Annotated in this window: 16 protein-coding genes; 5 read left to right on the top strand and 11 right to left on the bottom strand. The window is 67.1% G+C overall.

The window, feature by feature from the left end:
- Positions 1-2 precede the first annotated feature (2 nt).
- Entirely contained in the window at positions 3-6,263 is a 6,261-nt protein-coding gene (sprA, locus tag FJY88_01315) for a cell surface protein SprA (GenBank protein MBM3285983.1), read from the bottom strand.
- 117 nt (positions 6,264-6,380) lie between these two features.
- Between sprA and FJY88_01310 the strand changes: the two genes are divergently transcribed.
- From FJY88_01310 to FJY88_01300, 3 genes are read left to right on the top strand one after another with little or no spacing between them, the layout of a single operon-like run.
- A complete protein-coding gene (locus tag FJY88_01310) occupies positions 6,381-7,817 on the top strand; it encodes a YjgP/YjgQ family permease (protein MBM3285982.1) in 1,437 nt (478 codons plus the stop codon).
- Entirely contained in the window at positions 7,814-8,893 is a 1,080-nt protein-coding gene (locus FJY88_01305; protein ID MBM3285981.1) for a YjgP/YjgQ family permease, read from the top strand. Before FJY88_01310 ends, FJY88_01305 begins: the two co-directional genes overlap by 4 nt.
- A 5-nt stretch (positions 8,894-8,898) precedes the next feature.
- Complete coding sequence (locus FJY88_01300; GenBank protein MBM3285980.1) at positions 8,899-11,547, top strand: T9SS type A sorting domain-containing protein; 2,649 nt, start codon at positions 8,899-8,901, stop codon at positions 11,545-11,547.
- A gap of 13 nt (positions 11,548-11,560) precedes the next feature.
- Here the strand turns inward: FJY88_01300 and accC are convergent, their stop codons facing one another.
- The 9 genes from accC to FJY88_01255 all read right to left on the bottom strand — a co-directional run bounded on the left by accC (position 11,561) and on the right by FJY88_01255 (position 20,567).
- Positions 11,561-12,940, bottom strand: a complete 1,380-nt coding sequence (accC, locus tag FJY88_01295) for an acetyl-CoA carboxylase biotin carboxylase subunit (GenBank protein MBM3285979.1) — start codon at positions 12,938-12,940, stop codon at positions 11,561-11,563.
- A 36-nt stretch (positions 12,941-12,976) separates the two neighbouring features.
- Entirely contained in the window at positions 12,977-14,128 is a 1,152-nt protein-coding gene (locus FJY88_01290) for a type IV pilus twitching motility protein PilT (GenBank protein MBM3285978.1), read from the bottom strand.
- 71 nt (positions 14,129-14,199) lie between these two features.
- Positions 14,200-14,715 (bottom strand): acetyl-CoA carboxylase biotin carboxyl carrier protein, encoded by a 516-nt coding sequence (locus FJY88_01285; GenBank protein ID MBM3285977.1) that lies wholly within the window; start codon positions 14,713-14,715, stop codon positions 14,200-14,202.
- Positions 14,716-14,743: 28 nt separating this feature from the next.
- Entirely contained in the window at positions 14,744-15,184 is a 441-nt protein-coding gene (aroQ, locus tag FJY88_01280) for a type II 3-dehydroquinate dehydratase (GenBank protein ID MBM3285976.1), read from the bottom strand.
- A gap of 3 nt (positions 15,185-15,187) precedes the next feature.
- Positions 15,188-16,309, bottom strand: coding sequence for a 3-dehydroquinate synthase (aroB, locus tag FJY88_01275; protein MBM3285975.1), 1,122 nt, complete (start codon positions 16,307-16,309; stop codon positions 15,188-15,190).
- Positions 16,310-16,336: 27 nt separating this feature from the next.
- Positions 16,337-17,605 carry a serine protease gene (locus FJY88_01270; GenBank protein MBM3285974.1) on the bottom strand — a complete coding sequence of 423 codons (1,269 nt, stop codon included), beginning with the start codon at positions 17,603-17,605 and terminating at the stop codon, positions 16,337-16,339.
- Positions 17,529-18,212 carry a hypothetical protein gene (locus FJY88_01265; protein ID MBM3285973.1) on the bottom strand — a complete coding sequence of 228 codons (684 nt, stop codon included), beginning with the start codon at positions 18,210-18,212 and terminating at the stop codon, positions 17,529-17,531. Before FJY88_01265 ends, FJY88_01270 begins: the two co-directional genes overlap by 77 nt.
- Positions 18,202-18,831: a sigma-70 family RNA polymerase sigma factor gene (locus tag FJY88_01260; GenBank protein ID MBM3285972.1), complete on the bottom strand. Its 630-nt coding sequence runs from the start codon at positions 18,829-18,831 to the stop codon at positions 18,202-18,204. The genes FJY88_01265 and FJY88_01260 overlap by 11 nt, the downstream gene beginning before the upstream one ends.
- Before the next feature lie 80 nt (positions 18,832-18,911).
- Positions 18,912-20,567: a tetratricopeptide repeat protein gene (locus FJY88_01255; protein MBM3285971.1), complete on the bottom strand. Its 1,656-nt coding sequence runs from the start codon at positions 20,565-20,567 to the stop codon at positions 18,912-18,914.
- Positions 20,568-20,687: 120 nt separating this feature from the next.
- Between FJY88_01255 and FJY88_01250 the strand changes: the two genes are divergently transcribed.
- Together FJY88_01250 and FJY88_01245 are read left to right on the top strand one after the other, a co-directional pair.
- Positions 20,688-21,173 carry a hypothetical protein gene (locus tag FJY88_01250; GenBank protein MBM3285970.1) on the top strand — a complete coding sequence of 162 codons (486 nt, stop codon included), beginning with the start codon at positions 20,688-20,690 and terminating at the stop codon, positions 21,171-21,173.
- Positions 21,174-21,223: 50 nt separating this feature from the next.
- Positions 21,224-22,549 carry a hypothetical protein gene (locus tag FJY88_01245; protein ID MBM3285969.1) on the top strand — a complete coding sequence of 442 codons (1,326 nt, stop codon included), beginning with the start codon at positions 21,224-21,226 and terminating at the stop codon, positions 22,547-22,549.
- On the opposite strand, the gene rnc is transcribed toward FJY88_01245, so the two are convergent.
- The gene (rnc, locus tag FJY88_01240; GenBank protein MBM3285968.1) at positions 22,505-23,314 is read right to left on the bottom strand and encodes a ribonuclease III; all 810 of its coding nucleotides are present in this window, start codon (positions 23,312-23,314) and stop codon (positions 22,505-22,507) included. The two genes, FJY88_01245 and rnc, sit on opposite strands and share 45 nt — an antisense overlap.
- Positions 23,315-23,337 lie beyond the last annotated feature (23 nt).

Raw genomic sequence — 23,337 nt, 5'->3', positions numbered from 1 at the left:
CTTCAGAAAGTGAAAGCGGCCGAGAGCGTGACGCTCACATACCGCGAGGTGTTGGTCCGGTTCTTTCGATCGCTGTCCTGTCCGACAGTGAGGCCCGCGTTGCCGGTGATGTTGCTCGTGAAGTTGTAGCCCGCGGTCGTCGAAATCGCCATCTTGGCGCGGTCCTCGATCACGATCAACCTGCCTCGAGGGCCGCTCTCCCTCTTGCTGTCCTGGATATCCGTCGCGAGCGAGAGATCGATCTTCGTCGTCGCTTTGGTCTTCTTCTTGGTGATCGGGTTCGTGACCATCCTCGATAGGTTGAAGCTGCGCCGGAGAGAGAGACCCGCCTGCCGGCTCCGCGAACGGGAGAGGTTCCTGAGCAGGCCGAACTGCTCGGAGTTCGAAGTGCTGTAGGAGGAGGTCAGCTTGGCCGAGAATCCGTTGTTGAGGGTCGCGTCGAGGTTGAGCAGGGGGCGGAAGGAGACCGTCGACTCCGTCCTGTCCTTGGGATTGGTGCTGGTGCCGGTCTCCCTGAGCTCGCGGCTGTACCGCGTCGTGGCGCGCACGTCCTTCGCCCAGCGGTCGAGCTTGACGCGCTTGTAGAACCTCCCCCAGTTGATGTCGAGGTCCGGGTACTTCCAGGTTCGGATCGTCGAGCTCGTCCGGTTCACCGTGTTGTCGCTTCTCGATTGCGCGTAGGACGTGCGCACGGTCACCTCGCCCAGCAGCTTGAAGTCGGTCGAGAAGCTCGTGTCCTTTCGATCCCCGGTCGCGTCGGAGGCCCCTGTGAGCCTGCGGACCCCGCTGCCGGGGTCGGAAGAGAGGCCGAGCTGGAAGGGGATCGATGGCTCTCCTGCGAATCGATCGAGGCTGCGCGTCTTGCCGATCGAGTGGGTCGCGCTGACGGCCGAGATCGAGAACCATCCCCCCGAGGAACCGCTCGATGTCGCGCGGCCCGCCGAGCGGCCCCGGCTCGCTCCCGCGGCCGAATCCCCCGGGGCCGGGGCAGCTCCCCCTCCGCGCCCGAAGCGGGGGAGCATCTGGAACAGCCGGTCGATCGGCAGCGTGCCCGTGAAGGTCAGCGTGTTTCCGGTGTCGAAGTTGTTGCTGCGCTCGCGAACCCCCCCGCTTGCCTGGATCGCGTTGAACTTGTTGTCCGAGTTCCCCGCCCAGGTCACCTTCGGGACAAGCGCCCGCTTGAAGAGAGAGATCTGATGCGAGGCGTTGAGCTGGTGGCGGCGGCCGGTCTCCGTCCCGAGATTGACCCCCCCGACCCGCCGCGGGGCCGTGGCGAGCAGGAGATCCCTCGTCTGGTCGAATCCGTAGGTGACCTGCTCGACCGGGCGCAGTCCCGTCGACCAGCTCATCGAGGCGGTCCTCGTCCTCAGGTCCAGGCTCGGCTCGTAGAGGTCCTGCGTGAGGTCGGCGTTCTTGCGCCTGTAGCTGATGCTGCGCTGTCGGGAACCGCTCAGACCCAAGGTGAGGCTGTTGGGAAGGAGACGGAGCTCCTTGTCCTTGTAGTACTTGATCGGCGGTCCGCCCTGCAGCGGCAGGGAGAACTGCAGGTTGCCGCTCGAGCTGACCGTCGTGTCTCTCGCGTCGGGGCTGTTCTGGATCGACTGCCCGGTCCGGCCCGAGAGGCTGACCGCGTCGAGGGTGTAGCGGAGCCAGGGGTTCGTCGACCGGTTGCGGGATAGACTGAACGAGAAGTCCTTGTTGATCGATTCGGTGATGTCGCTGGGCCTCGGCTTCTCGAGGACGAGGTCCCCGTTCGTCCGGAACTTGGGGACCGTGCGGCCGCGCGAGACGTTGAAGCTCAAGGGCAGGCGCAACCCCGACCTCTCCGCGAACTTCTCCGCGTTGAGGCGTCCGCCGACGGTGTAGTCGGTCCGGGTCGTTCCACTTCCCCGCTCGCTGCCGACGCGGAGAAAGTCGGCGTCCATCCTCTGGAAGCTGACGTTCGCGGACGCGAGATCGGACATCGCCATGTTGAAGGAGACCCGGTTCGCCATCCCGGTGTCGCGTTTGACCGATCCGAGCCTGAGCTCGTCGACCCAGACGCTGCCGTTCTCGACGGTCGTGACCCCCACGTTGATGACGCCGAAGCTGATCCTCTGGATGCTCGTGAAGCTGGGCGATCCCTTCCTCGTGAGCGTCGCCCCGTTCTCGAGCCGTTCGACGACGATCCCCGTGGCGGAGTCGGCCCGCTCGAGCTGGAGGCGGGAAAGCTCCCCCATGCTCACCGTGTGCAGGACCCAGTCGCGGGGTACGGGAACCCTGTATTCGTAGTAGTTCTCTTCTTCGGTCGCAGCGTTGCGCGAGAGGCGAACGAAGAACTCGAGATTGGGATCCGGAGGACCCTCCCGGATCCTGCGATTGAGATAGAACTCCAGGGTGCGGTAGAGGCTGACGAAGTCCTGCGCCTGCGGGAAGGTCCGGTAGACCGAAGAGCGATGCCCCGGCGGGAAGTTCCTGAGCTCCAGGGCGAGCGACTGTTCCCGCTCCTCCACATTCTGCCTCTCCTTCGGTTTGAAGGGGGGCGTGTACTCGGAGGTCGAGTTGTCCTTGTTGTTGAGTACCGCCGGGAAGAAGTCCTCACCCCGCTGCTCGAGCTCCTCCGCGGAAACCTCCGCGCCTCGGGCGTCACGGATCGCTCCCTTCAGCCAGCGGTTTCCGGTGATGTCGATCCCGCCTACTTGCAGGACGGTCTGCTTGCTGAAGCCATCCAGCCAGATCCTCACGTGGCGAACCTGCTCCCAGCTCGGGTTGCCGACCTTCGTGTAGAACTGAGGCGCAAGCGGAATCCGGATTCGCCTCCACCCGCGCGTATAGCCCGAGTAGGCCTGATCCTGGTCGGGGGCTTGCGACGACTCGAACTCGATCAGCGACGGGTCGGCCAGGTCGAGCTCGAAAGCGAAGTACGCCTCCGTCTGGTCAAGGATCTGGTTGCCGTTTAGGTCCTCCGTGTCGAGGCGACCATTCGCCTGGGTCCCATTGATCCGGGCGAACTTGGCGAATCGCTCCTCGGAGAGGAGATACCTGCCCGCCGGCAGGTCGTTCGGGTTCGCGAAGGGAAGGTCGCGATTGCTATCGTCCTCGCCCTCGTCGAAGTCCCAGTTGTCGTACGCGGGATCTTCCCCCGCCCCCTCCTCTGGATCGGTCTTGAAGTCGATCCCGATGTCCTCGCCCCCGCCCCCTCCCGGGTCGTCGAGCTGGCCGTCTCGGGTGCTGTCCTCGGTGTCGAACTCCCTGAATCCGAGCTGCGCGTCGGGGAACGATCCCAGTTCGAGAAGCCCCTCCGTCCCGACGCGCCTCCGCGTCCAGACCGCGTCCTCGGAGACGACTCCGATGTCGATGTGGAGCTTCCCCTCCCTCGGCGAGACCGCGTCGCCTGGACGACGGAAGTCGTTCACCCAGATATCCAGGAACTGCGCCCTCGAGAGGTCCGTGCCCCGCTGCGCGATCGGCTGCACGAGCGAGAACCAGGACTTCCTCCGGTCCTGCTCCTGGCTTCCCGCGGGAATGAAGTGGATTTCGAGGACCTGTCGATTGTTGTCCTTCTCCGTCTTGTCGAGACCGCCGCTTCCTTCGTGCGTGGGTTGGAGGTCCCCTTCCTTCACCGCCGCCCGTGGCGTGTACCACCAGGCCTCGCCGCGGTACTCACAGGTCTCGACCGCGCCCGCCCCCTTCGCCGCCGCTTCCGGAACGCCGGCGGGACGCCAGCTCACGCGGTTGGTCGAGATCGAGAAGACATCCTTCGCTCCCTCGAAGTCGTCGACATAGAGGAGGCCGCGCGTGTTGGGGTTGGGGAAGGACAGGCCCGTCCCCGTGTCGAGGGAGATCGCGCTCCTGGCGCTGGCGCGAACAAACGGAAGCCCGTCCGCGAGAGCGGTCAGAAGCCACGGCTCCGCCTTGTAGGAGGCGGCGACCTCCCCGACAACGGTGCGCGTCGGCTCCTGACCCAAGCGCGGCCGCCGGCCCTCGATCCCCGGGGCGCCCTTGCTCTCGTAGACCCAGGCTGTGGACAGATCGAGCTTCGCCGCCTGGGGCCTGTAGCGCAGGGCCGTGCCGATCAGCGTCTTCTGGCCTCCGCCGCCGAAGGGGAGGTAGCTGTAGCTCACCCGGATCTCGTCGGTGTCGCGCACGTCGGCCGCGTCCAGGATCTGAATCTCCCCCGCGTCGTAGTCGATCGTGTAGTCGCGGTCCCTGGCCAGGGTCCTCCCGCCGGCCGTGACGACCTCGGAGCCCTGCAGAATGTTGAAGGCGTTCAGGCTGATGCGGGAGACCGATGTCCTCGCCGTGACTTCGAACTGAAACTGGGAGATCGTGTTGGCGTCGACGCCGGAAGACCAGTCGTTTCGCAGGTAGAGGCCGGGGACGAGGTGGTCGTCGGGCAGCTCCGCGCGGGTCGGCTCGCACCCGAGCGCCGCCTGGACATCGACGGGGGCGAACGGCTGCAGGTTGCAGAGCATCACGTACCCCGAATCGTAGTTGATCTTGCCCCGGTCGATCTTCCCGTCGGGTCCCGGCGTCTGGTTCTCGCCGGCATCGGTGTAGAGGTCGAGCCCGAGGATCTCGAGAAACGTGACCTCTCCAATGCGGTCCGGGTTCGTGATCCCCCCCACGGTCCTCTTGCGGCGGACCCGCACGGTCAGCCCGTCGGAGGAGAGGTTGCTCCCCAGGTCGTAGACGTTGCGCATCTCCCAGCGCCGCTTGTCGGCGAAGATCCCCTGCGTGAGATCGAGCGGGTTGGTTTCCCCCATCTCCGCGGCCGGCCTGAGGATCATGAGGACCAGCGAGTCGGGGTTGCCTCCCGTCGTCCCGCCGACCTCGAGGCCGCTCAGCGTCCGGTAGCTGACCCCCATCGCCTTCGTCATCCTGTCATCGAGAATCTGGTAGTCATCGAGGATCAGCACGGGATAGCCGGGGTAGACATCCATCTGAACGATGAAGTCCTGGCTGGGAGTGAGGCGGTTGAACGCCCCCGTCGCCCATACCGAATCCCGCCCCTCCCCGCGCCCCGGGGGATTCCCCGAGAGGGTCACATAGGCGGGGACCGTGAGCTGCTCGTTGTTGTTGCTTCCGTTGCGGTCGTCGATCCAGACCTCCAGATCGACGACCTGGTCACCCTCGGGAAGCCGCGGGCCGTCCGGGTCGATCAGGAAGAAGAACTTGCCGCGCCGGTACTGCCAGTCCTCGATCTCGAAGGTGCGGACCTCCGCCCCGCGCGTGAGGCTTCGCGTGTCGTTCTTCCCTTCCTGCTTGCTCAGGATCCCCGTCACCTCGACGCTGCCGACCAAGGCCCTCGTGTTGATTCCGAAGAGCCCCTCGTGACGTCCCTGGTAGGAGACATACTGCGTGCTCGGAAGCTGCAGGCTCGTGTTGCCGAGATCCACCTGCTGGATGATCTCGTCCTCGTATCCCTTGTAGCGGATCTTGATCCTGTTCTCGAGAGGGGTCGCCGCCTGGCTGGACTGGTCGACATCGACGGACACCTTGTCTCCGATGTTCCCTGTCAGGGTCAGGTTCAGTTCCTGCTTCATGTCGAGCTGCGGGAACTTCGACGCCTTGCGCTGGAACTCGTTGATCGGGCGGTCCGGGTACCACCGGCTCGTTCCGCTGAAGGAGATCCGCTCGCTCCCCCGCACGGTGAGGCTGGGCCGGCCCGCCCCGATGATGCTCCGGACCGGCCCGGGCATCTCCACGGGAAGGGCGAGCTTCGGCACGAGTCCGGCCTTCTGCCCGGAGCGATCCTCGATCGTCTGCAGGCCCTCGACGGCCTTCTCCGCCCACAGCGACCTGTAGTTGCGACGGGTCAGCTCCTCGAGGTAGCCGCCCATCTCCCGCCGGACCGCGGGCAGGATCGGATCTCCCTCGAGCAGAAGCCCCTCCTCCACCACCAGGGAGTCGAGATCGATCGAGACCTGCTTGGACGTGAAGTCCTTGCCCCCCTTGAGACGGCCCCACGCGGGCGGAAGCCACCCCATCCCCAGGCTGTCCTGCAGGAGGACGAAGTCCTCGAATCGATCGGAGCGCAGGCCGAGGGAGTCCTCGCTCGCCCTGAACGGCTCGGGCAGGATTCCGGTGGAGCGGAGCGCCGCGCGGGAGTTGAAGCGCATCGCCAGCCGATAGAGGAACAGGTCCCCCTCCAGGGCCCCGGTCCCGGCCGTCTCCCACAAGCCGAGATAAGGCTCCTCCTCGCCCAGGAGAGGGCTGACGACGGCCGCGCAGAGCGCGAGAACCGTCAGGCCTAGCCGGGGGAGGGTCTTGCGGAGAGACACGAATCGCTCATGATGGTGGCGTCCGACGGTCCGAGGTCGGGGATCCTCCTTGCTATGTGACGGCGGTATATACTCCAACCTTGGCCTTCAAGATCCCCGGGATCTTCGGGATCCGGTATGCGGCGATTACACACGGAGGTCCGGTTGACGTCAAGACGGCTGGTGCCACTCGGGATCCTCTCCCGCTATGTCGCGCGCCAGCTGTGGAGGCCTTTTCTCCTTGGATTCGCGGTCGTCACGTTTCTCCTCACGCTCGAGCTGCTGCTCGACTACCTCGACCTGTTCCTCGGCAAGGGGATCTCCCTCTTGATCGTCGGGAAGCTGTTCCTGCTCGGCCTGGGCTGGATGATTGCCCTGTCCGTGCCCTGCGGCGTGCTGGTGGCAGTCCTGATGGCCTACGGCCAGATGAGCCAGGATAACGAGATCACCGCCATGCGCGCGAGCGGGATCAACCTGGTCGCGACGATGCTTCCGACCCTCTTCCTCGCCTCGCTGGTCGCGATCCTTCTCGCGCTCTTCAACAACTTCATTCTACCCGACACGAACCATGCCTTCGCGAACATCGTCGGGGAGATCCAGCGCACCCGCCCGTCGGCGGAGATCCAGGAGGGGATCTTCATCGACGACTTCGAGGGATACGACCTGTTCGTGGGCAAGCTCGACGACCGGAGCGGCGAGATGAGCGACGTCCTGATCGTCGACACGTCCGACTCCGGCGCGGGGCCGCGCACGATCAGGGCCCGGCACGGCCTCCTCAGCTTCGTCGCCGAGCGCAACGAGGTGGTGCTCAGTCTCAGGGACGGAGAGATCCACGAGGCCGATCCGCACGCGAAGGACGGCCGGTACCGCCGCCTCGTCTTTGGGGAGCAGACGATGCACCTTGCGGGCGCGACCGAGGCCCTCGCGCGCGCCGTCCGCCGAAGCCGCGGCCAGAGGGAGATGTCGGTCGGCGACATGAAGCGCGAGATCGAGACGCTCGAGAAGGACTACCGTCGCTCGCGGGCGGATGTCGACTCCTCGCTCGCGCGCCTGGGAGTCGCGAGCCCCGAGGAGCTGCCCCCTATCGACGAGGCGGAGATGCGGCCGCGCGGAGCGAGGAGAATCCTCGCGGGCGCGCTGGCTTTGATCGCCGGCAGGGGCAAGACGGACGCGCCGCCCGAGATCTCCGCGGCCAAGAGACGGCAGATCGAGGAGCTCAAGATCAAGCTGCTGCAGGCGAAGGGGATCAGGAAGCAGATCGACTCGTTCCGGGTCGAGATCCAGAAGAAGTTCTCGATCCCCGTCGCCTGCGTCGTCTTCGTCTTGATCGGCGCTCCCCTGGGAATGCGGGCGCGGCGCGGGGGGCTGGCCGCCGGCTTCCTCTCCGTCGTCTTCTTCCTCTTCTACTGGGCCTGCCTCATCGGGGGCGAGCAGCTGGCCGATCGAGGCCTCGCTCCACCCTGGCTCGCGATGTGGTTCGCGAATCTCCTCTTGGGGCCGCTCGGGATCTACTTGACGCTCAGGATCGCGACGACCGGCCCGCCTCAGCCCGCGGCGCGAAGGAGGAGAGCTTGAGGCGTCTCGACCGCTACGTCCTCGGGGACTTCCTTCTCTACACCCTGATGGGCGTCACCCTCTTCGTCGGAATCTTCGTCATCGTCGACGCGATCGAGAAGATCGATGTCTTCGTCGACCACAAGGCCTCCACGACCCTCATCCTCCGCTACTACCTCTGGAGCCTCCCCGTGATCCTCGTCCAGGTGATCCCCCTCGCCGCGCTGCTGGGATCGATCCTCTCCCTCGGACAGCTCCGCCGGTTCAACGAGGTGACCGCCATGCAGGGGGCGGGGATCTCGCCCGTCCGGATCGCCGGGCCGATGCTCCTGGCCGCCCTCGCGATCGCGGGGGCCACCTATGCCGTCGCCGAAACGATCGTGCCCGAGGCCTACCGCGCCCAGAGGCGAATCCTCAAGGTCGAGATCAAGCAGCAGATCCCGGAGGAGATGACCGGTCGCATGAACGTCCGCTACCTCGGGCAGGGAGGGATCTTCTACCTGGTCGAGTTCTACGACGGCTCGACCGGGAGCCTCCGGAACGTCTCGGTTCAGACGTTGAGCAGCCACGGCATCGAGAGGCGGATCGACGCCGAGAAGGCGGCCATGAAGGACCGGCTCTGGCGCTTCGAGAAGGGGTTCCTCCGGACCTTCCGCGACTCGATCGAGACGAGCGTCCGCTTCGAAGCTTATGGAACCTCGGAACTGAAGGAGACATCGGCCGATTTCGCGCGGCCCAACGAGAACCCGTTTCAGATGAACATGGCGGAGCTGCGGAGGTACGCCGCGAAGGTCCGCGCGAGCGGCGGTCGCGATGTGAAGATCCGCACCGACTACCATCTGCGGGTCTCCTTCCCCCTGGCAAGCCTCATCATGGTCCTGATCGGCGCGAGCCTCTCGCTCCGGATCGTCCGGGGCGGCAGCATCGCCCTCGGCTTCGGCGCGACGATCTTCCTCGGCTTCGCCTACTACGCCCTTTTGCGCGCCGGACAGGTGCTCGGATACAATGGCGCGGTGGCGCCGATGATGGCCGCGTGGATGGGCAACCTTCTCTTCGCCATCCTCGGGACGGTCCTCTTCTGGAAGGTCACGAGGTAGACGATATGCGACGAAGCCTCCTCGTCCTTCTCATCACGATCCTCGCGAGCCCTGTCGCGGCCGGAGTCGCCCCCCGGACGGGCCAGCGCCCCGTCGACCCGATCGGGATCCCCGCGCGAGCCGATGACGATCACTGGTGGCCGGGGTTCGGCACGCTCCCGATCGGCGGCGAGGTCCGCGCCATCGCCGTCTTCGGCGGCGACCTCTACGTCGGCGGCGATTTCACCCAGCCGGGGGGGAGCGCGGCCACAGGAATCGCTCGCTGGACAGGCTCCTCCTGGGCTCCGCTCGGCCCGGGGCTCAACGACGCCGTCCTCGCCCTCGCCGTGCACGACGGGAAGCTCATCGCGGGCGGCGAGTTCACCTTCGCCGGGGCCACGTCCGTGGGACACATCGCCGCGTGGGACGGTTCGGAGTGGTCGCGCCTCGGCGAGGGGCTGAACGACGACGTTCTCGCCCTCGCGGTCCACGAGGGGAAGCTGATCGCCGGCGGGAGTTTCGATCGATCCGGCGCATCGCCGATGGGCCATGTCGCGGCGTTCGACGACTCGGGATGGTCGCCGCTCCATCACGGAGTGAACGGCGACGTGGCGGCCCTCGCGGTGCTGGACGGCTCGCTCTACGCGGCCGGCAGCTTCACCGAGGCCGACAGCGCCGCCGCCCTCAGGGCCGCGCGTTGGAATGGCGCGACCTGGACTCCGCTCGGGGGGGGACTGAGCGGGGACGTTCACGCGCTCGCGCCGTACGGCCGGGAACTCTTCGCCGGGGGGGCCTTCACGAACGCCGGAGGACTGAGATCCGAATACATCGCTCGCTGGGATCCCGACTCGGCGTCGTGGAGCGCGCTGGGCTCTCAGCCCGACGGCGAGGTCACGGCCCTGACGGCCTACGATGGCCGACTCGCCGCCTCCGGCCACTTCACGCTCGTGGGCGCGGACACCGCGCGATCGATCGCCCTCTGGGACGGGGCCGAGTGGAGCCCTCTGGGAGAGGGTCTCGATCGAGCGGGTCGCGCTCTGCTCGCCCAGGGGAGCAGCTTGATCGTCGGAGGAGCCTTCGCCAGGGCGGGCGAGAGGACCGCGGGGCAGCTCGCCCGCTGGGACGGATCCTCCTGGCGCGACTACCTGGGGAAGGGAGTGGACGGAGAAGTCCTGGCCCTCTGCCCTCATGACGGGGCCCTCTACGCCGGAGGCTCGTTCACGAGCGCGGGGCAGGTCGCCGCAGGACGCGTCGCCGTCTGGTCGGGAGGGGAGTGGGACTCGCTCGCCGGCGGGCTCGACGGCCCGGTCTACGCTCTGGCGGGGACCGACTCGAGCCTGGTCGCGGGAGGGTACTTCTCTTCCGCGGGCGGCGCGGCGGCTCTGAACATCGCCCTCTGGAACGACGGCGCCTGGCAGGCGCTCGGCCCGGGCCTCGACGGGCCCGTTCTCGCCGTCTGCCTCTTCGAGGGCGAGATCTTCGCGGGAGGCGACTTCCTCCTCTCCGGTACGACGGCCGTCGATCGCGTGGCGCGGTGGACCGGATCGGAGTGGCTCCCCGTTGGAGGCGGAACGGACGGCAAGGTCAATACGCTCATCGTCCACGACGGGGCTCTCCTCGCCGGGGGGGACTTCGGCAGAGCCGGTGACGTCGGCGCCGACCGCGTCGCGCGGTGGGACGGCGCGTCGTGGTCCCCCCTCGGCTCAGGGATGAACAAGTGGGTCTTCGCCCTGGCTTCCCTCGGGGGAACGCTCTATGCGGGAGGCACCTTCTCCCACGCGGGCGGCGCGGCCGCGAGCAATGTCGCGCGGTGGGACGGCGCGTCCTGGTCTTCCGTCGGCGCGGGACTCAACGATTGGGTCTCCGCCCTGTCGGTCTTCGACGGCAGGCTGATCGCCGGCGGCGGTTTCAATCGCTCCGATGGCACCGTCCTCAACTTCGTGGCGCGCTGGGACGGCTTCGCATGGTCGCCGCTCGGCTCCGGCGCCGCCGGATGGGTCGGCGCGCTCGCCGCCCATGAGGGGGATCTCTACGTCGGAGGGAGCTTCCAGCAGGCCGGACAGAAGCCCTCGCGCAACATCGCCCGCTGGCAGGAGATGATCGTCCCCGTCACGTTGCGCTCCCTCACGGCCGATTGGCTGGGGTCGCAGGCCCGCATCGAGGGCTGTCTTCATCTGGACACCGCCGCGGCGATCGAGATCCACCGCGCGGCGGCGGGAGGCGAGAGATCGCCGCTTGCGGGAGATCCGATTCCAGTCGGATCCGACGGCCGCTTTGTCGCCGTCGATCCGGCCCCGCCGAGGGAGGGTTGCGACTACTGGATCCGCCTGGTGGAGGGAGGGCGCCCCCTCGACTGGCTCGGTCCCGCGCGTCTCGCGCCGTCCGGGACGCGGGCGGGCGTTCCCGCGATCCTCTCGATTCGGCCGAACCCGATCCGGGACGGAGTGCGGCTCTGCTACTGGATTCCCCAACAGGGACGCGTTCGCGTCACCCTCCACGATCTCGTCGGACGGCGCCTGCTCCTCCTCGAGGAGGGCGTCGCGGCTCGTGGAGCGCAGGAGCGATTCTGGAGTCTCGACTCGCCGGAGGGCCGGGCTCTCCCGTCCGGGGTTTATGTTCTGAGGATCGAAACCGCCGGCGTGAGCCTCCAGAGCAAGATCGTGCGCATCCGGTAGCTCGCGCTGCGCATCAATGAGAGGGAGCGGTTGCCCCTTCTTCCTCCGCCTTCGCCTGGATACGATCCAGGAAGCTCGTGTCGTAGCGCCCCGCGCGGAAGTCGGGGTGGGCCAGCACCTGGCGGTGGAACGGCACGGTCGTGTGAACGCCTTCGATCCTCGCCTCGGCCAGGGCGCGCTCCATCCGGGCCAGGGCCTCGTCGCGATCCGCGCCGAAGGCGATTAGCTTCGCGACGAGCGAGTCGTAGTGGGGCGAGACGATCGCGCCCGCCACCATGTGGCTGTCGATTCTGATGCCGGGTCCCCCCGAAAGGTGGAACTGCGCGACCTCCCCGGGCGAAGGCCTGAAGTCGTGGTCGGGGTCCTCCGCGTTGATCCGGCACTCGATCGCGTGGCCTTCCATCCGCACATCCTCCTGCCTCAAGCCGATCGCCTCGCCGGCCGCGACCCGGATCTGGAGTTTCACCAGGTCGAGCCCGGTGACCATCTCGGTGATGGGATGCTCCACCTGGAGCCGCGTGTTCATCTCCATGAAGAAGAAGCGCCCCGTCGCCTCCTCAAAGAGGAACTCCATGGTCCCGAGGCTCGAGTAGCCGATCCTCCGCGCTCCGGACACGGCGGTCCTACCCATCTCCTCGCGGATGCTCCTGGTGAGGGCTGGGCTCGGCGCTTCCTCGATCAGTTTCTGGTGGCGGCGCTGGATCGAGCAGTCCCGCTCCCCCAGATGGACCACGTTTCCCTGGTGGTCGCCGATGACCTGGATCTCGATGTGCCTCGGCCGCTCCACGAACTTCTCCAAGTAGAGGGCGTCGCCGCCGAAAGCGGCCTGCGCCTCGGCCTTCGCCATCGAGAAGAGGCGCTCCATCTCGTCGGCGCCGCGGACGATGCGCATCCCCTTGCCGCCCCCGCCGTCCTTCGCCTTGACGATCACCGGATAGCCGAGCTCCTGGGCAAGTGCGGCGGCCTCCGCGGCGGTCGGGACGATCCCGTCGCTCCCCGGCACGACCGGCACGCCGGCCTCCCGCATGAGGGACTTCGCGACCGCCTTGTCCCCCATGCCGCGGATCGCCTCCGCGCCGGGACCGATGAAGATCACGCCGCTCGACTCGCATGCCTCCGCGAATTGCGCGTTCTCGGCGAGAAACCCGTAGCCGGGATGGATCGCTTCGGCCTTGGTGATCTGCGCGGCCGAGAGGATCTGGGGAATGTTGAGATAGCTCTCCCTGCTCCTGGGCGGGCCGATGCAAACCGACTCGTCGGCCGCCCGGACATGGAGCGAGTCGGCGTCGGCCTCCGAGTAGACGGCCACCGTCCGGATTCCGAGCTCCCGACAAGCCCGGGCGACACGCAAGGCGATCTCACCCCTGTTGGCGATCAGTATCTTTCCGATCATCGCGCCTCGGGTCCGTCGCCTCGCATCGCCCCGCCCCTAACGCCCCGCGCTCGCGCGGCGTTCCTTCCCCTCCGCCGTCTCTCCCGTGCCCTCGAACAAGGCCCACTTCGCGTCGCTCGAGGACTGGATCCCCCTGATGCGGAGCTCGAACTCGGTCGGGCTCGTGGATGCGTGAATCGCCTCCTCGAGCGTGACAAGGCTCTCGCGGTAGAGCCTCATCAAGGACTGATCGAAGGTCTGCATCCCGTACTGGTTGACCCCCTCGTGGATCGCCTGCTTGATCTGGATCGTCTTCTCTGGATCTAGGAGGTACTCCTGGATCGTCGGGGTGTTGATCATCACCTCGACTGCGGGAACTCTTCCCTTGCCGTTCGCCCTCGGGATCAGCCTCTGGCTGATGACCGCCTGCAGCGTGTTGGCGAGAAGGAAGCGAACCTCGTCGTGCTGATGCGGCGGATAGAAGGAGATGATCCTGTTGACTGTCTGGCCGGCATCGACCGTGTGGAGCGTCGAGAGGACCAGGTGTCCCGTATCGGCCGCCATGAGGGCGATCGACATGGTCTCCTTGTCGCGGATCTCCCCGAGCAGGATCACGTCCGGGTCCTGGCGCAGGATGTGCCGCAGCGCTTCCGCGAAACTCGCGGTGTCGAGCGAGACCTCGCGCTGGCTGATCAGGCTCTTGTCGTCGCGATGGAGGAACTCGACGGGATCCTCGATCGTGATGACGTTCCTCGCCAAGCTGCGGTTGATCGAATCGATCATCGCGGCAAGGGTCGTGCTCTTCCCGCTTCCCACCGTGCCCGTCACGAGGACGAGCCCCCTGGGACGAAGGGCGAGCTGCTCGACGATCGGCGGGAGGTTCAGCTCCTCGATGGCCGGCACCCCGAGGGGCACGTGACGGATCGCCATCGCGATCGTGCCTCTCTGGTAGTAGAAGTTGGAGCGGAACCGGGCGAGACCGGCGATCCCGAAGGCGAAGTCGATCTCCCTGTGCTCCTCGAAGTGGGTCCGTTGCTCGGGCGTGAGGATCTGCTCGATCACACCCTCGAGCTCTCTCTGCGTGGTCGGCTCCCCTTCCGTCGGGTAGAGGGTGCCGTCGATCCGAAGCGTGGGGCGGCTGCCGACCTTCAAGTGGAGGTCCGAGGCGCCCCGTTCGATCATCTCTTCCAGGATTCTGCGGAGGTCCATCACGTGCGCATCCTTTGCCGGGTTCAGGTCCAGAGTGCGGGCCCTATCAGGCGGAGAAGGCGACCCGCGGGTCAGGTCGGCTTCACGAGGAAGAGCGGCTGGTTGAACTCGACCGGCTGCGCGTCCTCGACGAGGACCCGCTCGATGGTCCCCCCGACATCGGCCTCGATCTCGTTCATCAGCTTCATCGCCTCAATGATGCAGACGACCTGCCCCGTCTCAACCCTCTGGCCCGGCTCCACATAGTGCGCGGAGTCGGGCGAGGCCGCCCGATAGAACGTCCCCACCATGGGAGATCGGATGGTGGCACGGCCGGCTTCATCGATCCCTTCGCCGGTCGGGGACAAGGCCTGCGGCGCGGCCGGCGAGGCGGTTCCGGCGGTCGCTTCGGCAGCGGGCGGGGCGGGAGGTGGGGAATTCGCCACAGCCGGGGAGACGACGATCGGCGTGATCGGAGCGGCGACCTCCCTGTGGTTGTCCGACTTCCTCTGGATCCTCACGCGCGTCCACCACTTGCGGACTTCGAGCTCATCGATCTGGCTTTCCTCAACCAGCTTGATGAGCCTTCGGATTTCCTCGACCCGCATTTCCCCTCCTGAGGCCCGCGCTGTCCCGCTACCGCTCCCGTGCGATGGCGAAGAGGGCGCGAAGGCCCAGTCGGTATCCATGGACACCGAGCCCGGCAATCGTCCCGCGGCAGGCCGCGGCTATGAGGTCCCTGTGGCGGAACTCCTCCCGGCGCTGCGGATTCGAGAGGTGGACCTCGATGACCGGGAAGTCCACCGCCGCGATGGCGTCCCTCAGGGCGACGCTCGTGTGGGTCAGCCCCCCCGGGTTGAGCAGGGCGCCCAAGACCTTGCCGCGCGCTTCGTGCAGCCGATCGATCAGAACCCCCTCATGGTTGCTTTGAAAGAACTCCAGCGACAACCCAAGGGACTGAGCCTCCTCCCTGACCTCCCTCTCGAGATCGCCCAGGGTGGCCGTCCCATAGACCTCAGGCTCGCGAAGCCCAAGGAGATTGAGGTTCGGGCCGTTCAGAACCAGGATCGGTTTCATCGATCAAGCAAGCACAAAGGCCGCCGCTTCCTGCACGGAGGCCTCCGGAACTCGTTCATGGACGCTAGCAACGCCGACTCCTCCTGTCAATACGCAGGCCCGCCCCGCCGCGGTCCCCTTCTTGTCGATTGCGATGTGTGGCTTGAGATCGTTCCAACTTGTTTCTGGACAACGGATTGGAAGATTATATCGTTGGAGCAGACGCGTCACGCGATCTCGATGCGCGGCGTCACTAACCCCAAGCATAGTAGAGAGATGGCACGCAGCGACCAGGCCGATCGCCACGGCCTCGCCGTGGCGGTGCCGCCTGTATCCTCCCGCAGCCTCGATGGCGTGGCCGATCGTGTGGCCGAGGTTGAGGAGGCGCCGGTCGCCGCGCTCGTCGGGATCCCGCTCCACGATGCGGGCCTTCACCCTCACGCCCCTCTCGATGATCTCTTCCAGGAGACTCCGTTCTCTGGCCCGGATGCGATCCGCTCTCTCCTCCAGGATCGCGAAGAGATCTGGATCCCCGAGGAGCGCGACCTTCACGACTTCGGCCATGCCGTTCGCGAATTCGACATCGGGAAGAGTGTCCAGAAAGCCTACTGCGCACAGAACCAGACTGGGATGATGAAAGGCGCCGATCAGGTTCTTCTCGCCGGCGCAGTCGAGCCCGACCTTCCCGCCAACGCCGGAGTCGGCCATGGAGAGAAGCGTCGTCGGGAGCGAGATCCAATCCACGCCTCTCATGTACGTGGCCGCTGCGAATCCGGCCAGGTCTCCGACGACCCCCCCGCCCAGGGCCAACACCAGGCCGTCCCGCAGGAGACCTGCGTCGCGGGTCTCGCGGACCACCCGTTCGTACGTCTCGAGCGCCTTCGATGGCTCCCCGGGAGGAATGGAGATGACGCGCGGTTCGATCCCGCGTCTACCGAGCGCTCGGAGGACTTCCGCGGACCAGAGATCCCTTACGGTGTGGTCCGTAACCAGCACGGCTCCCCGGCCCCGGCCTTCGAGCTCCGGGCAAGGAAGGTCCGCCCATCCGTCGAGGCCGGCGAGCAGGTATCGATAGGCCGAACTCTTGAGCGCGATCCGGATCTCTCGCACGGCTCGCAGATCCCCCTTGCGGGGTGACACTACCAACCGACTCCCGCGCTGTCTAGCTGCCCCCTATCTCGAGGAGACGATGCGGTGTCGAAGCAGCTCGAGCTGTTGGTGAAGGCCCTCGATCTGATACCGGAGCATCTTCTCGCGGTTATCCGCGAGCCGTCGCTGCTTCTCCCTCCAGATCATGTGGCTGCGGTCGCCGAGCCGCACGCGCATCGCCGTCTCGGCTCCCGCTCTCCGGAGATCGATCCGAACGAAGCGCCCGGGATCGAGCAGGGCCACGCGGCGCGTGAGGTCGTCCCAACTCGTCACGGGGACGCCGTCGAAACCCACGAGCCGGTCTCCCGGACGCAGTCCCGCCTCCTCGGCGGGGCTTCCGGGCAGGACGCCGGCCACAGTGACACCGGCCGACCCGCCGGACGGAGCGCCGCCGGCAGGCAGATCGACGCGGACGCCGAGGAAGCCTTGGGGACGAGCCTCGGGCGCCGCCAGCGAGGCCACGGCATCCTCGATCTGTCGAACCGGGACGACCCAGCCTGACTCGACCGATCCCCCCACATGCATGCAGTACTCGACGGGGGAGTCGTTTCTAGCGCTGGACCTGAGCAACACGCTCTCCGAACCCTCGCCCAGGACGAGGCCCAGCAGGCGGCCATCGCCATCGAGCACGCCCGCTCCCCCGAGACCGGAATCGATCGGACCCTCGAGGCGCGCCCGCGGAGAGCCATCGCGCATCAACCCTCCTCGAAGCCTCGCGACCCTCAGTTGCTCCGAGGAGCTGGTCGCGGAGTAGCCGAGGATCAGCGCCCACGCCCAGTCGGACGAGAGGGATGCTTCGCTCCGCGGGAGCGGTCTCATGTCTCTGGGAAGGGCGCACCGTATGAGGCTGATCCCCGCCTCCGGGATCTGGCCTACGTACTCGGCCGGATGGATGCCGCCGTCGCCGTCGAGCACGCGCAGGGTGTCGCCCGGCTGCGCCAGGTCGGAGTCCGTGACGATGTGGCCCCGGGCGTCCCAGACGACCCCATTCCCCTGAAGTCGCAGGACCGCCGGCGCGCCGCGCGCCGGGCGGACGGCCTCGCGGGGAAGATTCAAGTTCAGGGGGCGGCGGACATCGACCTGCACCACGCCCGGTCTCGACTCCCGCAGGATTCGATCGAGGCTCTCCTCGAGCGCCCCGCCTCCCGAGCCTTCCGCGAGCAGGAGCCAGGGGAGTCCCAGGGCGAGGAGCGCGAGGAGGCGCGGCCGGGGACGATCAGAAGATGATGTATCCCGATCCGTCACCACCTCTGTCCCTTCTCGAACGCGGTCCGAATCCGACCTGCTGGCCATGGACGGACGGGTCCCAGCCTGCGCCCCACTCGGGAAGCTGCGGGCCGGCGGTGTCGGCCGCCCCTGCGGCGGCGCTCTCCGCGCGCTTCATCATCACCTGGACCAGATCCTCGAAGGGGCCGGAGGGCAACGGGGCCTCCGCCCCCGGCGTCTCCACGCCGGAATCGACCAAGGGGGCCGACGGGGCCGTGGCGGGGGTCGTCTGCGCGACCTGCGGGGACGGAGAGTCGCCGAAGAAGAAGACAGATCCGGAGACGCCCACGATCAGGCCCAGAGCGAGGGCTGCCGCAGCCAGCCGCGGCGATGGCTCGAAGGCAAGGGCCGATGCGAATCCCCGCAGCCGTTCCCAGAGGCTCGGTTCGGCGGGCCTCGCCGTTGCCGTGGGTCGGAGCCCGCGCGCCGCGCGGAGGACATCCTGGACGAACCCCTCCGGGGCTTGGACCTCGGACAGGCCCCTGACCAGGCCGACCGTCCTCTCGACGCCCAGGAACTCCGCCTTGCAGCCCGGGCAGGCATCCAGGTGTTCCGCAAGCTCGCGCTGCTCCGCGTAGCTCAGTCCATCATCGAGCCGCAGCGAGAATAGGCTGCGGGCTGTCTTACATTTCATGGATTTTGCCCTCGATTGCCGGATCCAAGAGTTCCTTCAGGGCCAGACGGGCCCGGTTGATGCGTGAGCGCACGGTGCCACCCGGAATGCGCAAGACCTCGCCGATCTCCTCGTACGAAAGCTGCTGTATGTCGCGCAGGACGACCACTTCGCGGAACTTCCTGGGCAGGCGCTCCACGGCGGCCGCCACCTTCGTCTCCACCTCGCGACGCCTGAAGAGACGGTCCGGCCCCGGAGAGGGATCGGCAACGAATCCGCCCGAATCCCCTGCCACCTCGAGAAGCTTGTCGAGAGACACCGAGCCGCGGGCGCGGACGCGGCGGCGAATCTCGTTCTTCCCGAGGTTCATCGCGATCGTGTAGAGCCATGTGCTGAACTTCCCGCTCGGCCTGTACCGTTCTCGATGAATGAACACGCGCAGAAACGTCTCCTGCGCGATCTCCCGCGCGCGGTCGCGATCTCCGATCAGCCGGGCCACCACGTTGATGATCCGACTCTGATATCGGGCCACCAGCGCCGCGAACGCAGCCTCGGACCCTCGAACGATCTCCTCCATCAGCCCTTCGTCCGAGAGTCGATCCAGATCGAGGGCCGAATGGTGATCGTCCCCTGTCGCCATTCACTCTCCTGTCCGCACGGGGTGCTACCCCGCTGGGCCGCCTAAGGTTCCCGTCGCGCCCCGGAGAGCGCCCTGCCGGCTCATTCAACCCATAATTGTAGCAGCTCGCGCGCCCGCCGCTCGTTCGGCTCCCTGGCCAGTATCTGGTCGAGGATCTTCCGCGCCTCCCCCACCCGCCCGCTTTCCCTGTAGGCCTTGGCCAGGTGGATCCCGATCTCCGTCTCCCCGGGGGCGAGCCGCGCCGCTTCCTCCAGGTGCGGGATCGCATCTGCGTTCCGGCCGCTGCGGAAAAGCGCCCACCCGTAGCTGTCCAGGAAGGCGGGGTTCTTCCCGTCCAGGCTGACCGCCCGGGAAGTGTAGGCGACGGCCTTCTCCAGATCGAGTCCCCGGTCGGCGAGGAGATACCCCAAGTAGTTGAGGGCGAGAGCGTCATCCGGGTAGGCCCGCAGAAGCTGCTCGAACCACCCGATCGAGCCGGCGATGTCGCCTGACCTCTCGTCCAGGACTCCCAGGCGGAAGAGGACCTCCCGATCGGACGGGGCGAGCCGCGCGAGGCGTTCGAGGTGGAGGCGCGCCTCGGGCGTCCTGTCCAGATCCTCGAGGAGGGCCGCGGCCATCAGGCGCGCCTCGCGCTCATCCGGGCTCCTCTCTAGGACTTGATCCAGGGAAGCGAGCGCCTCGAGAGGCCTGTTGAGCCGGGCGAGGGAGAGGGCCCGGAGCCAGTGGTGGCCCGCGACCTCGGGGGAGGCCGAGATCAGCGTATCCGCCAGCGCGAGCGCCGCGTTCAGGCTGTCCGCCCTGTTGAGAGAGCGCCAGAGCCACTCCGCCGACTCCCGCAGATCCGGGTCGATCGCGCGGGCGCCGCGAAAGAGGCGGATCGCTTCGGCGAGCCGCTCCCTTCCGAAGTAGAGGATCCCGAGCTGCATCTGCGCGCTCCCGTCCGCAGCGCCCGCGGCCATCAGCGTCTCCAGATGAGTCATGGCTTCATCGGGGCGGTTCAACGAGAGATAGACTCGCGCCAGCTCGCGCCTGATGTCTGCCCGGTTCGGCGCCACGGCCAGGACCCTCTCCAGGGCCGACACCGTCGCCTCGGATGGGCCGAGTCGCCAGCAGAGCGCAAGCAGGTGGTCAACGAGCCCGGGATAGGTCGGGGACAGCGAGACGGCGCTCGCCAGATCGCCAAGCCCTTCGACCTGGCGGCCGAGACGACCCAACAGGCCCGCCCTCCGTGCGAACAGATACGGATCGTCCGGGTCGACGCCGCCCTTCGTGGGAGTCAGCAGGTCGAGGGCGTCCTGGAGCCTTCCCTCCGATTCGAAGACAGAGATGAGAGCGGTAAGGTAGGTGCGGTTGCGTCGATCGCGCTGCCACGCCGCGAGCAGCGACGGTATCGCCTCGGCGTTCTGCCCCGAGCGGCTAAGGGCCCAGCCGAGGAGCCAGCTCGACTCCGGATCGTCGGGGGCGAGATGGATCGCGCGGCGGGCGGGGTCGACCGCCTCTCGCGGCCGGCCCGCGTCGATGAGGAACCTGGCCAGCTCCCGCGGGATCTCCACGGCGGAGGTGTCGGCCCGCCAGGCCGCCTGCATGTGCGACACGGCAGCGTCGAGGTCGCCGCTGTGGGCGGCCTCGATCGCCAGGATGTAGTGGTTCATCGCATCCTCGGATGCCGATAGAAGGACCGGCGCCCAGAGGGGCGAGAGCGCGACAACGAGCAGGAGAGGACGGATGATGGTCAAGGGCAAGACCCCTTTCGCCTAGGCGCCATCCTAGCACAGGCCGGGCCGCCGGCCTTTGACGGGGGGGGAAACCCCTCCTATACTGCGGGGTAGTAACCACAAGGAAAGGAGCCTGTTCCCATGACGCGCATCCGACCGGTCGTCTGGCTGCTTCTCCTGGCCGTTTTGGCCGGCGCGGGATGCTACACCGTGTTGCGCCATCCCGAGCCAATGGAGCTCACCGAGGAAGACGGAAGCTCGAAGGCCTGCTCGGATTGCCACGCGGACGCCGACCTCTACCATTACGCGCACGAGTACGACGTCGGCTGGTACCAGTACTACCCGGCCCCGTGGGCGGTCTACTACTCGTCGCCCTGGTGGTACGACAGCTACTGGTACTACCCGCCGCACGACCCCGATCCGGGCCTTCCGCAAGAGACCGGAGGACGGAGCCTCTGGTCGAGAGGATCCACGAGCGACTCGAATCCCCTCCCGATCCAGGGAGGCACGGGGGCTCTTCCGCCCGCCGGCCTGACATCCCCGGACAAGCCGAAACCGGGCGAGACCACGCAACCACCCAAGGAAGAGAAGAAGGACAAGGAAAAGCGGCGTCTCTGGGGACGGTAGAGGTCCATACGAGCGGAAGCCGGCTCTCCGATCCTCAGCTGGAGGGAAACGTGAACCGAAGATCCGTACGAACGGCCGTCGCATCCGCTCTCGGCCTGCTCGCCATCGCGCTCCTTGTCTGCGGACTCGCGCCGGGCGCCCAAGCGCAAGGCGGGAGCGTTCCCGAGATACCTCTCACGTTCCGTTCCCCGTTCGCCGCGCGCTACGCCGGAATGGGCGGAGCGTCGATCGCCTTCGCGGACGACCACGTCGCCGTCCTGTCCAATCCAGCGACGCTCGGCTTGGTCCGCTCGATCGAGGTCTCCATCGGCTTCAACCGCCAGGACGGCAGCAGGGACGTCACGTACAAAGGGAGAGAGGTCGGAAGGGAGTTCGGCAAGACAAGGCTGAGCCACCTCGGATTCGCCTATCCGTTCCCAACCTACCGCGGAAGCCTGGTCGTCGGGCTCGCCTACGGCCGGGCGAGCGGTCTCGACTCCGACTACCTCATGGACTGGGACTCCGGCTCCGGGATCGCGGAGAGGGAGACGATCTACGAAGACGGCGGCCTTGGCTCCTACTCGGCGGCTCTCGCCACGCAGGTGAGCCGCGACCTGACGCTGGGGATCACGGGCACGATCCTGGGGGGAAACGACTACAGGCTCTGGACCTACGACTTCTCTGATCAGAGCTTCGCGGAGTTCGATTACTCGGAGACAGACTCGGACTTCAGCGGCGTGACGGGAAGCGTCGGCGCCCTGCTAGACGCCGGCAGCGGCGTGAGGCTCGGAGTCGTCCTCCACTTCCCGGAGTGGATCGATGTGCAAACGACGGGCGAGGACGCCTACATCAACGATGATGCTGACTACGGAGGCCCTTTCACCGCCTCCGAGAGTATCGACCTCCCTTTCAGGCTCGGAGCCGGAGCGGCCTTCGCGAGGAAGAACCTGATCCTCGCCCTCGACGCGATCTATGCCGACTGGACGCAGATCGACTACGGCGGACCGATGAGGACGGAGAGCGGGCTGCCCGCCTACGACGAGACCCTGGGCATCCGCGCGGGCGGGGAACTTCTGCTCCCCACATCCGTGCCGACGCGCTTGCGGATCGGCTACATGTACGATCCGTCGCCTTACAGGCTCGTCGTGACGACGCCGAAGATCGAGGTTGATCAGAACAACGATCGCTACGTCGTGCGCAACACCGAGGAGGCGTCATTCGAGAAGAACCGCCAGTACCTGACGCTCGGCGCCGGGGTCCTACTGCGCGAGTCGATGACGATCGACCTGGCCTACATGCACGGAGGTTTCACGCGCGCGTCGGGACGAAGCGGGATCTTCAAGGAAGAGGAGTCAGACCGGCGCCTGCTCGCCTCTCTCTCCTTCCGCCTGCGCTGAGGAGGGCCTGCCCTCCCCACCCTGGATGCGGCGGAGCGCATCCCCGGCCGCATCCTGCTCGGCCTCCTTCTTGGTTCTCCCCTGTCCCCTGCCGAGCAGGCCTCCGCGGACGGAGACCTCGACCGTGAAGAGCTTCATGTGGTCGGGGCCGACCTCGGTCACGACGCGGTAGCGGGGATGGGTCTTGAACTGGGCCTGGACATGCTCCTGTAGCAGGCTCTTGTAGTTGAGATTCGCCTGGTCCTCCAGGATCGCAGGGGCCGTCAGCAGGAGCTGGTCGTGGATGAATCGACGGACCGTGGCGAGGCCGCGGTCCACGTAGATCGCCCCCACGACCGCCTCGAACGCGTCGGCGAGAATCGAGGTCCGCTCGGCGCCGCCCGACTCGCGCTCGCTCTCGCTCAGCAGGATGAAGTCCCCCAGCCCCATCTCCTCGGCGCGATGGGCCAGGACGCCCTTGCTGACCAGAAGCGACTTCTTCTTGGTGAGCTCGCCCTCGCGGTCCACGGGGTAGTGCTCGTAGAGGTGCTCGATGACGACCAACTCGAGGACCGCGTCTCCGAGGAACTCCAGTCGTTCGTTGGAGCGGGCGGGGTCGCCGCTGTTGTTGCCGAGAAAGGAACGGTGGGTCAGCGCCTGCCCCAGCGTGTCCCGGTCGCGGAATCGGACTCCGGCCTTGCGCTCGAAGGCGGCGATGGCCCCGGCGACATCGCCCTCTCGCCTCTCGGGCGATCCCTTTCGCCACCAGACCAGGGAGAACCGCATGATGCGTCCTCGTCCCGCCGCGG

The sequence above is a fragment of the Candidatus Eisenbacteria bacterium genome (assembly GCA_016867495.1).
In the GTDB taxonomy this organism is placed as follows: domain Bacteria; phylum Eisenbacteria; class RBG-16-71-46; order CAIMUX01; family VGJL01; genus VGJL01.
The sequence above is the reverse complement of the archived record's forward strand: the minus strand, read 5'-3'. Positions and strand labels throughout refer to the sequence as shown.

Bases quoted from the DNA above. Each gene is read 5' to 3' on its own strand.
- FJY88_01265 (MBM3285973.1), bottom strand. From the start codon at position 18,212: ATGAAATGTAAGACAGCCCGCAGCCTATTCTCGCTGCGGCTCGATGAT.
- rnc (MBM3285968.1), bottom strand. From the start codon at position 23,314: ATGCGGTTCTCCCTGGTCTGGTGGCGAAAGGGATCGCCCGAGAGGCGA.
- accC (MBM3285979.1), bottom strand. From the start codon at position 12,940: ATGATCGGAAAGATACTGATCGCCAACAGGGGTGAGATCGCCTTGCGT.
- FJY88_01250 (MBM3285970.1), top strand. From the start codon at position 20,688: ATGACGCGCATCCGACCGGTCGTCTGGCTGCTTCTCCTGGCCGTTTTG.
- FJY88_01310 (MBM3285982.1), top strand. From the start codon at position 6,381: ATGCGGCGATTACACACGGAGGTCCGGTTGACGTCAAGACGGCTGGTG.
- aroQ (MBM3285976.1), bottom strand. From the start codon at position 15,184: ATGAAACCGATCCTGGTTCTGAACGGCCCGAACCTCAATCTCCTTGGG.
- FJY88_01290 (MBM3285978.1), bottom strand. From the start codon at position 14,128: ATGGACCTCCGCAGAATCCTGGAAGAGATGATCGAACGGGGCGCCTCG.
- FJY88_01300 (MBM3285980.1), top strand. From the start codon at position 8,899: ATGCGACGAAGCCTCCTCGTCCTTCTCATCACGATCCTCGCGAGCCCT.
- FJY88_01285 (MBM3285977.1), bottom strand. From the start codon at position 14,715: ATGCGGGTCGAGGAAATCCGAAGGCTCATCAAGCTGGTTGAGGAAAGC.
- FJY88_01260 (MBM3285972.1), bottom strand. From the start codon at position 18,831: ATGGCGACAGGGGACGATCACCATTCGGCCCTCGATCTGGATCGACTC.
- FJY88_01270 (MBM3285974.1), bottom strand. From the start codon at position 17,605: ATGGCCAGCAGGTCGGATTCGGACCGCGTTCGAGAAGGGACAGAGGTG.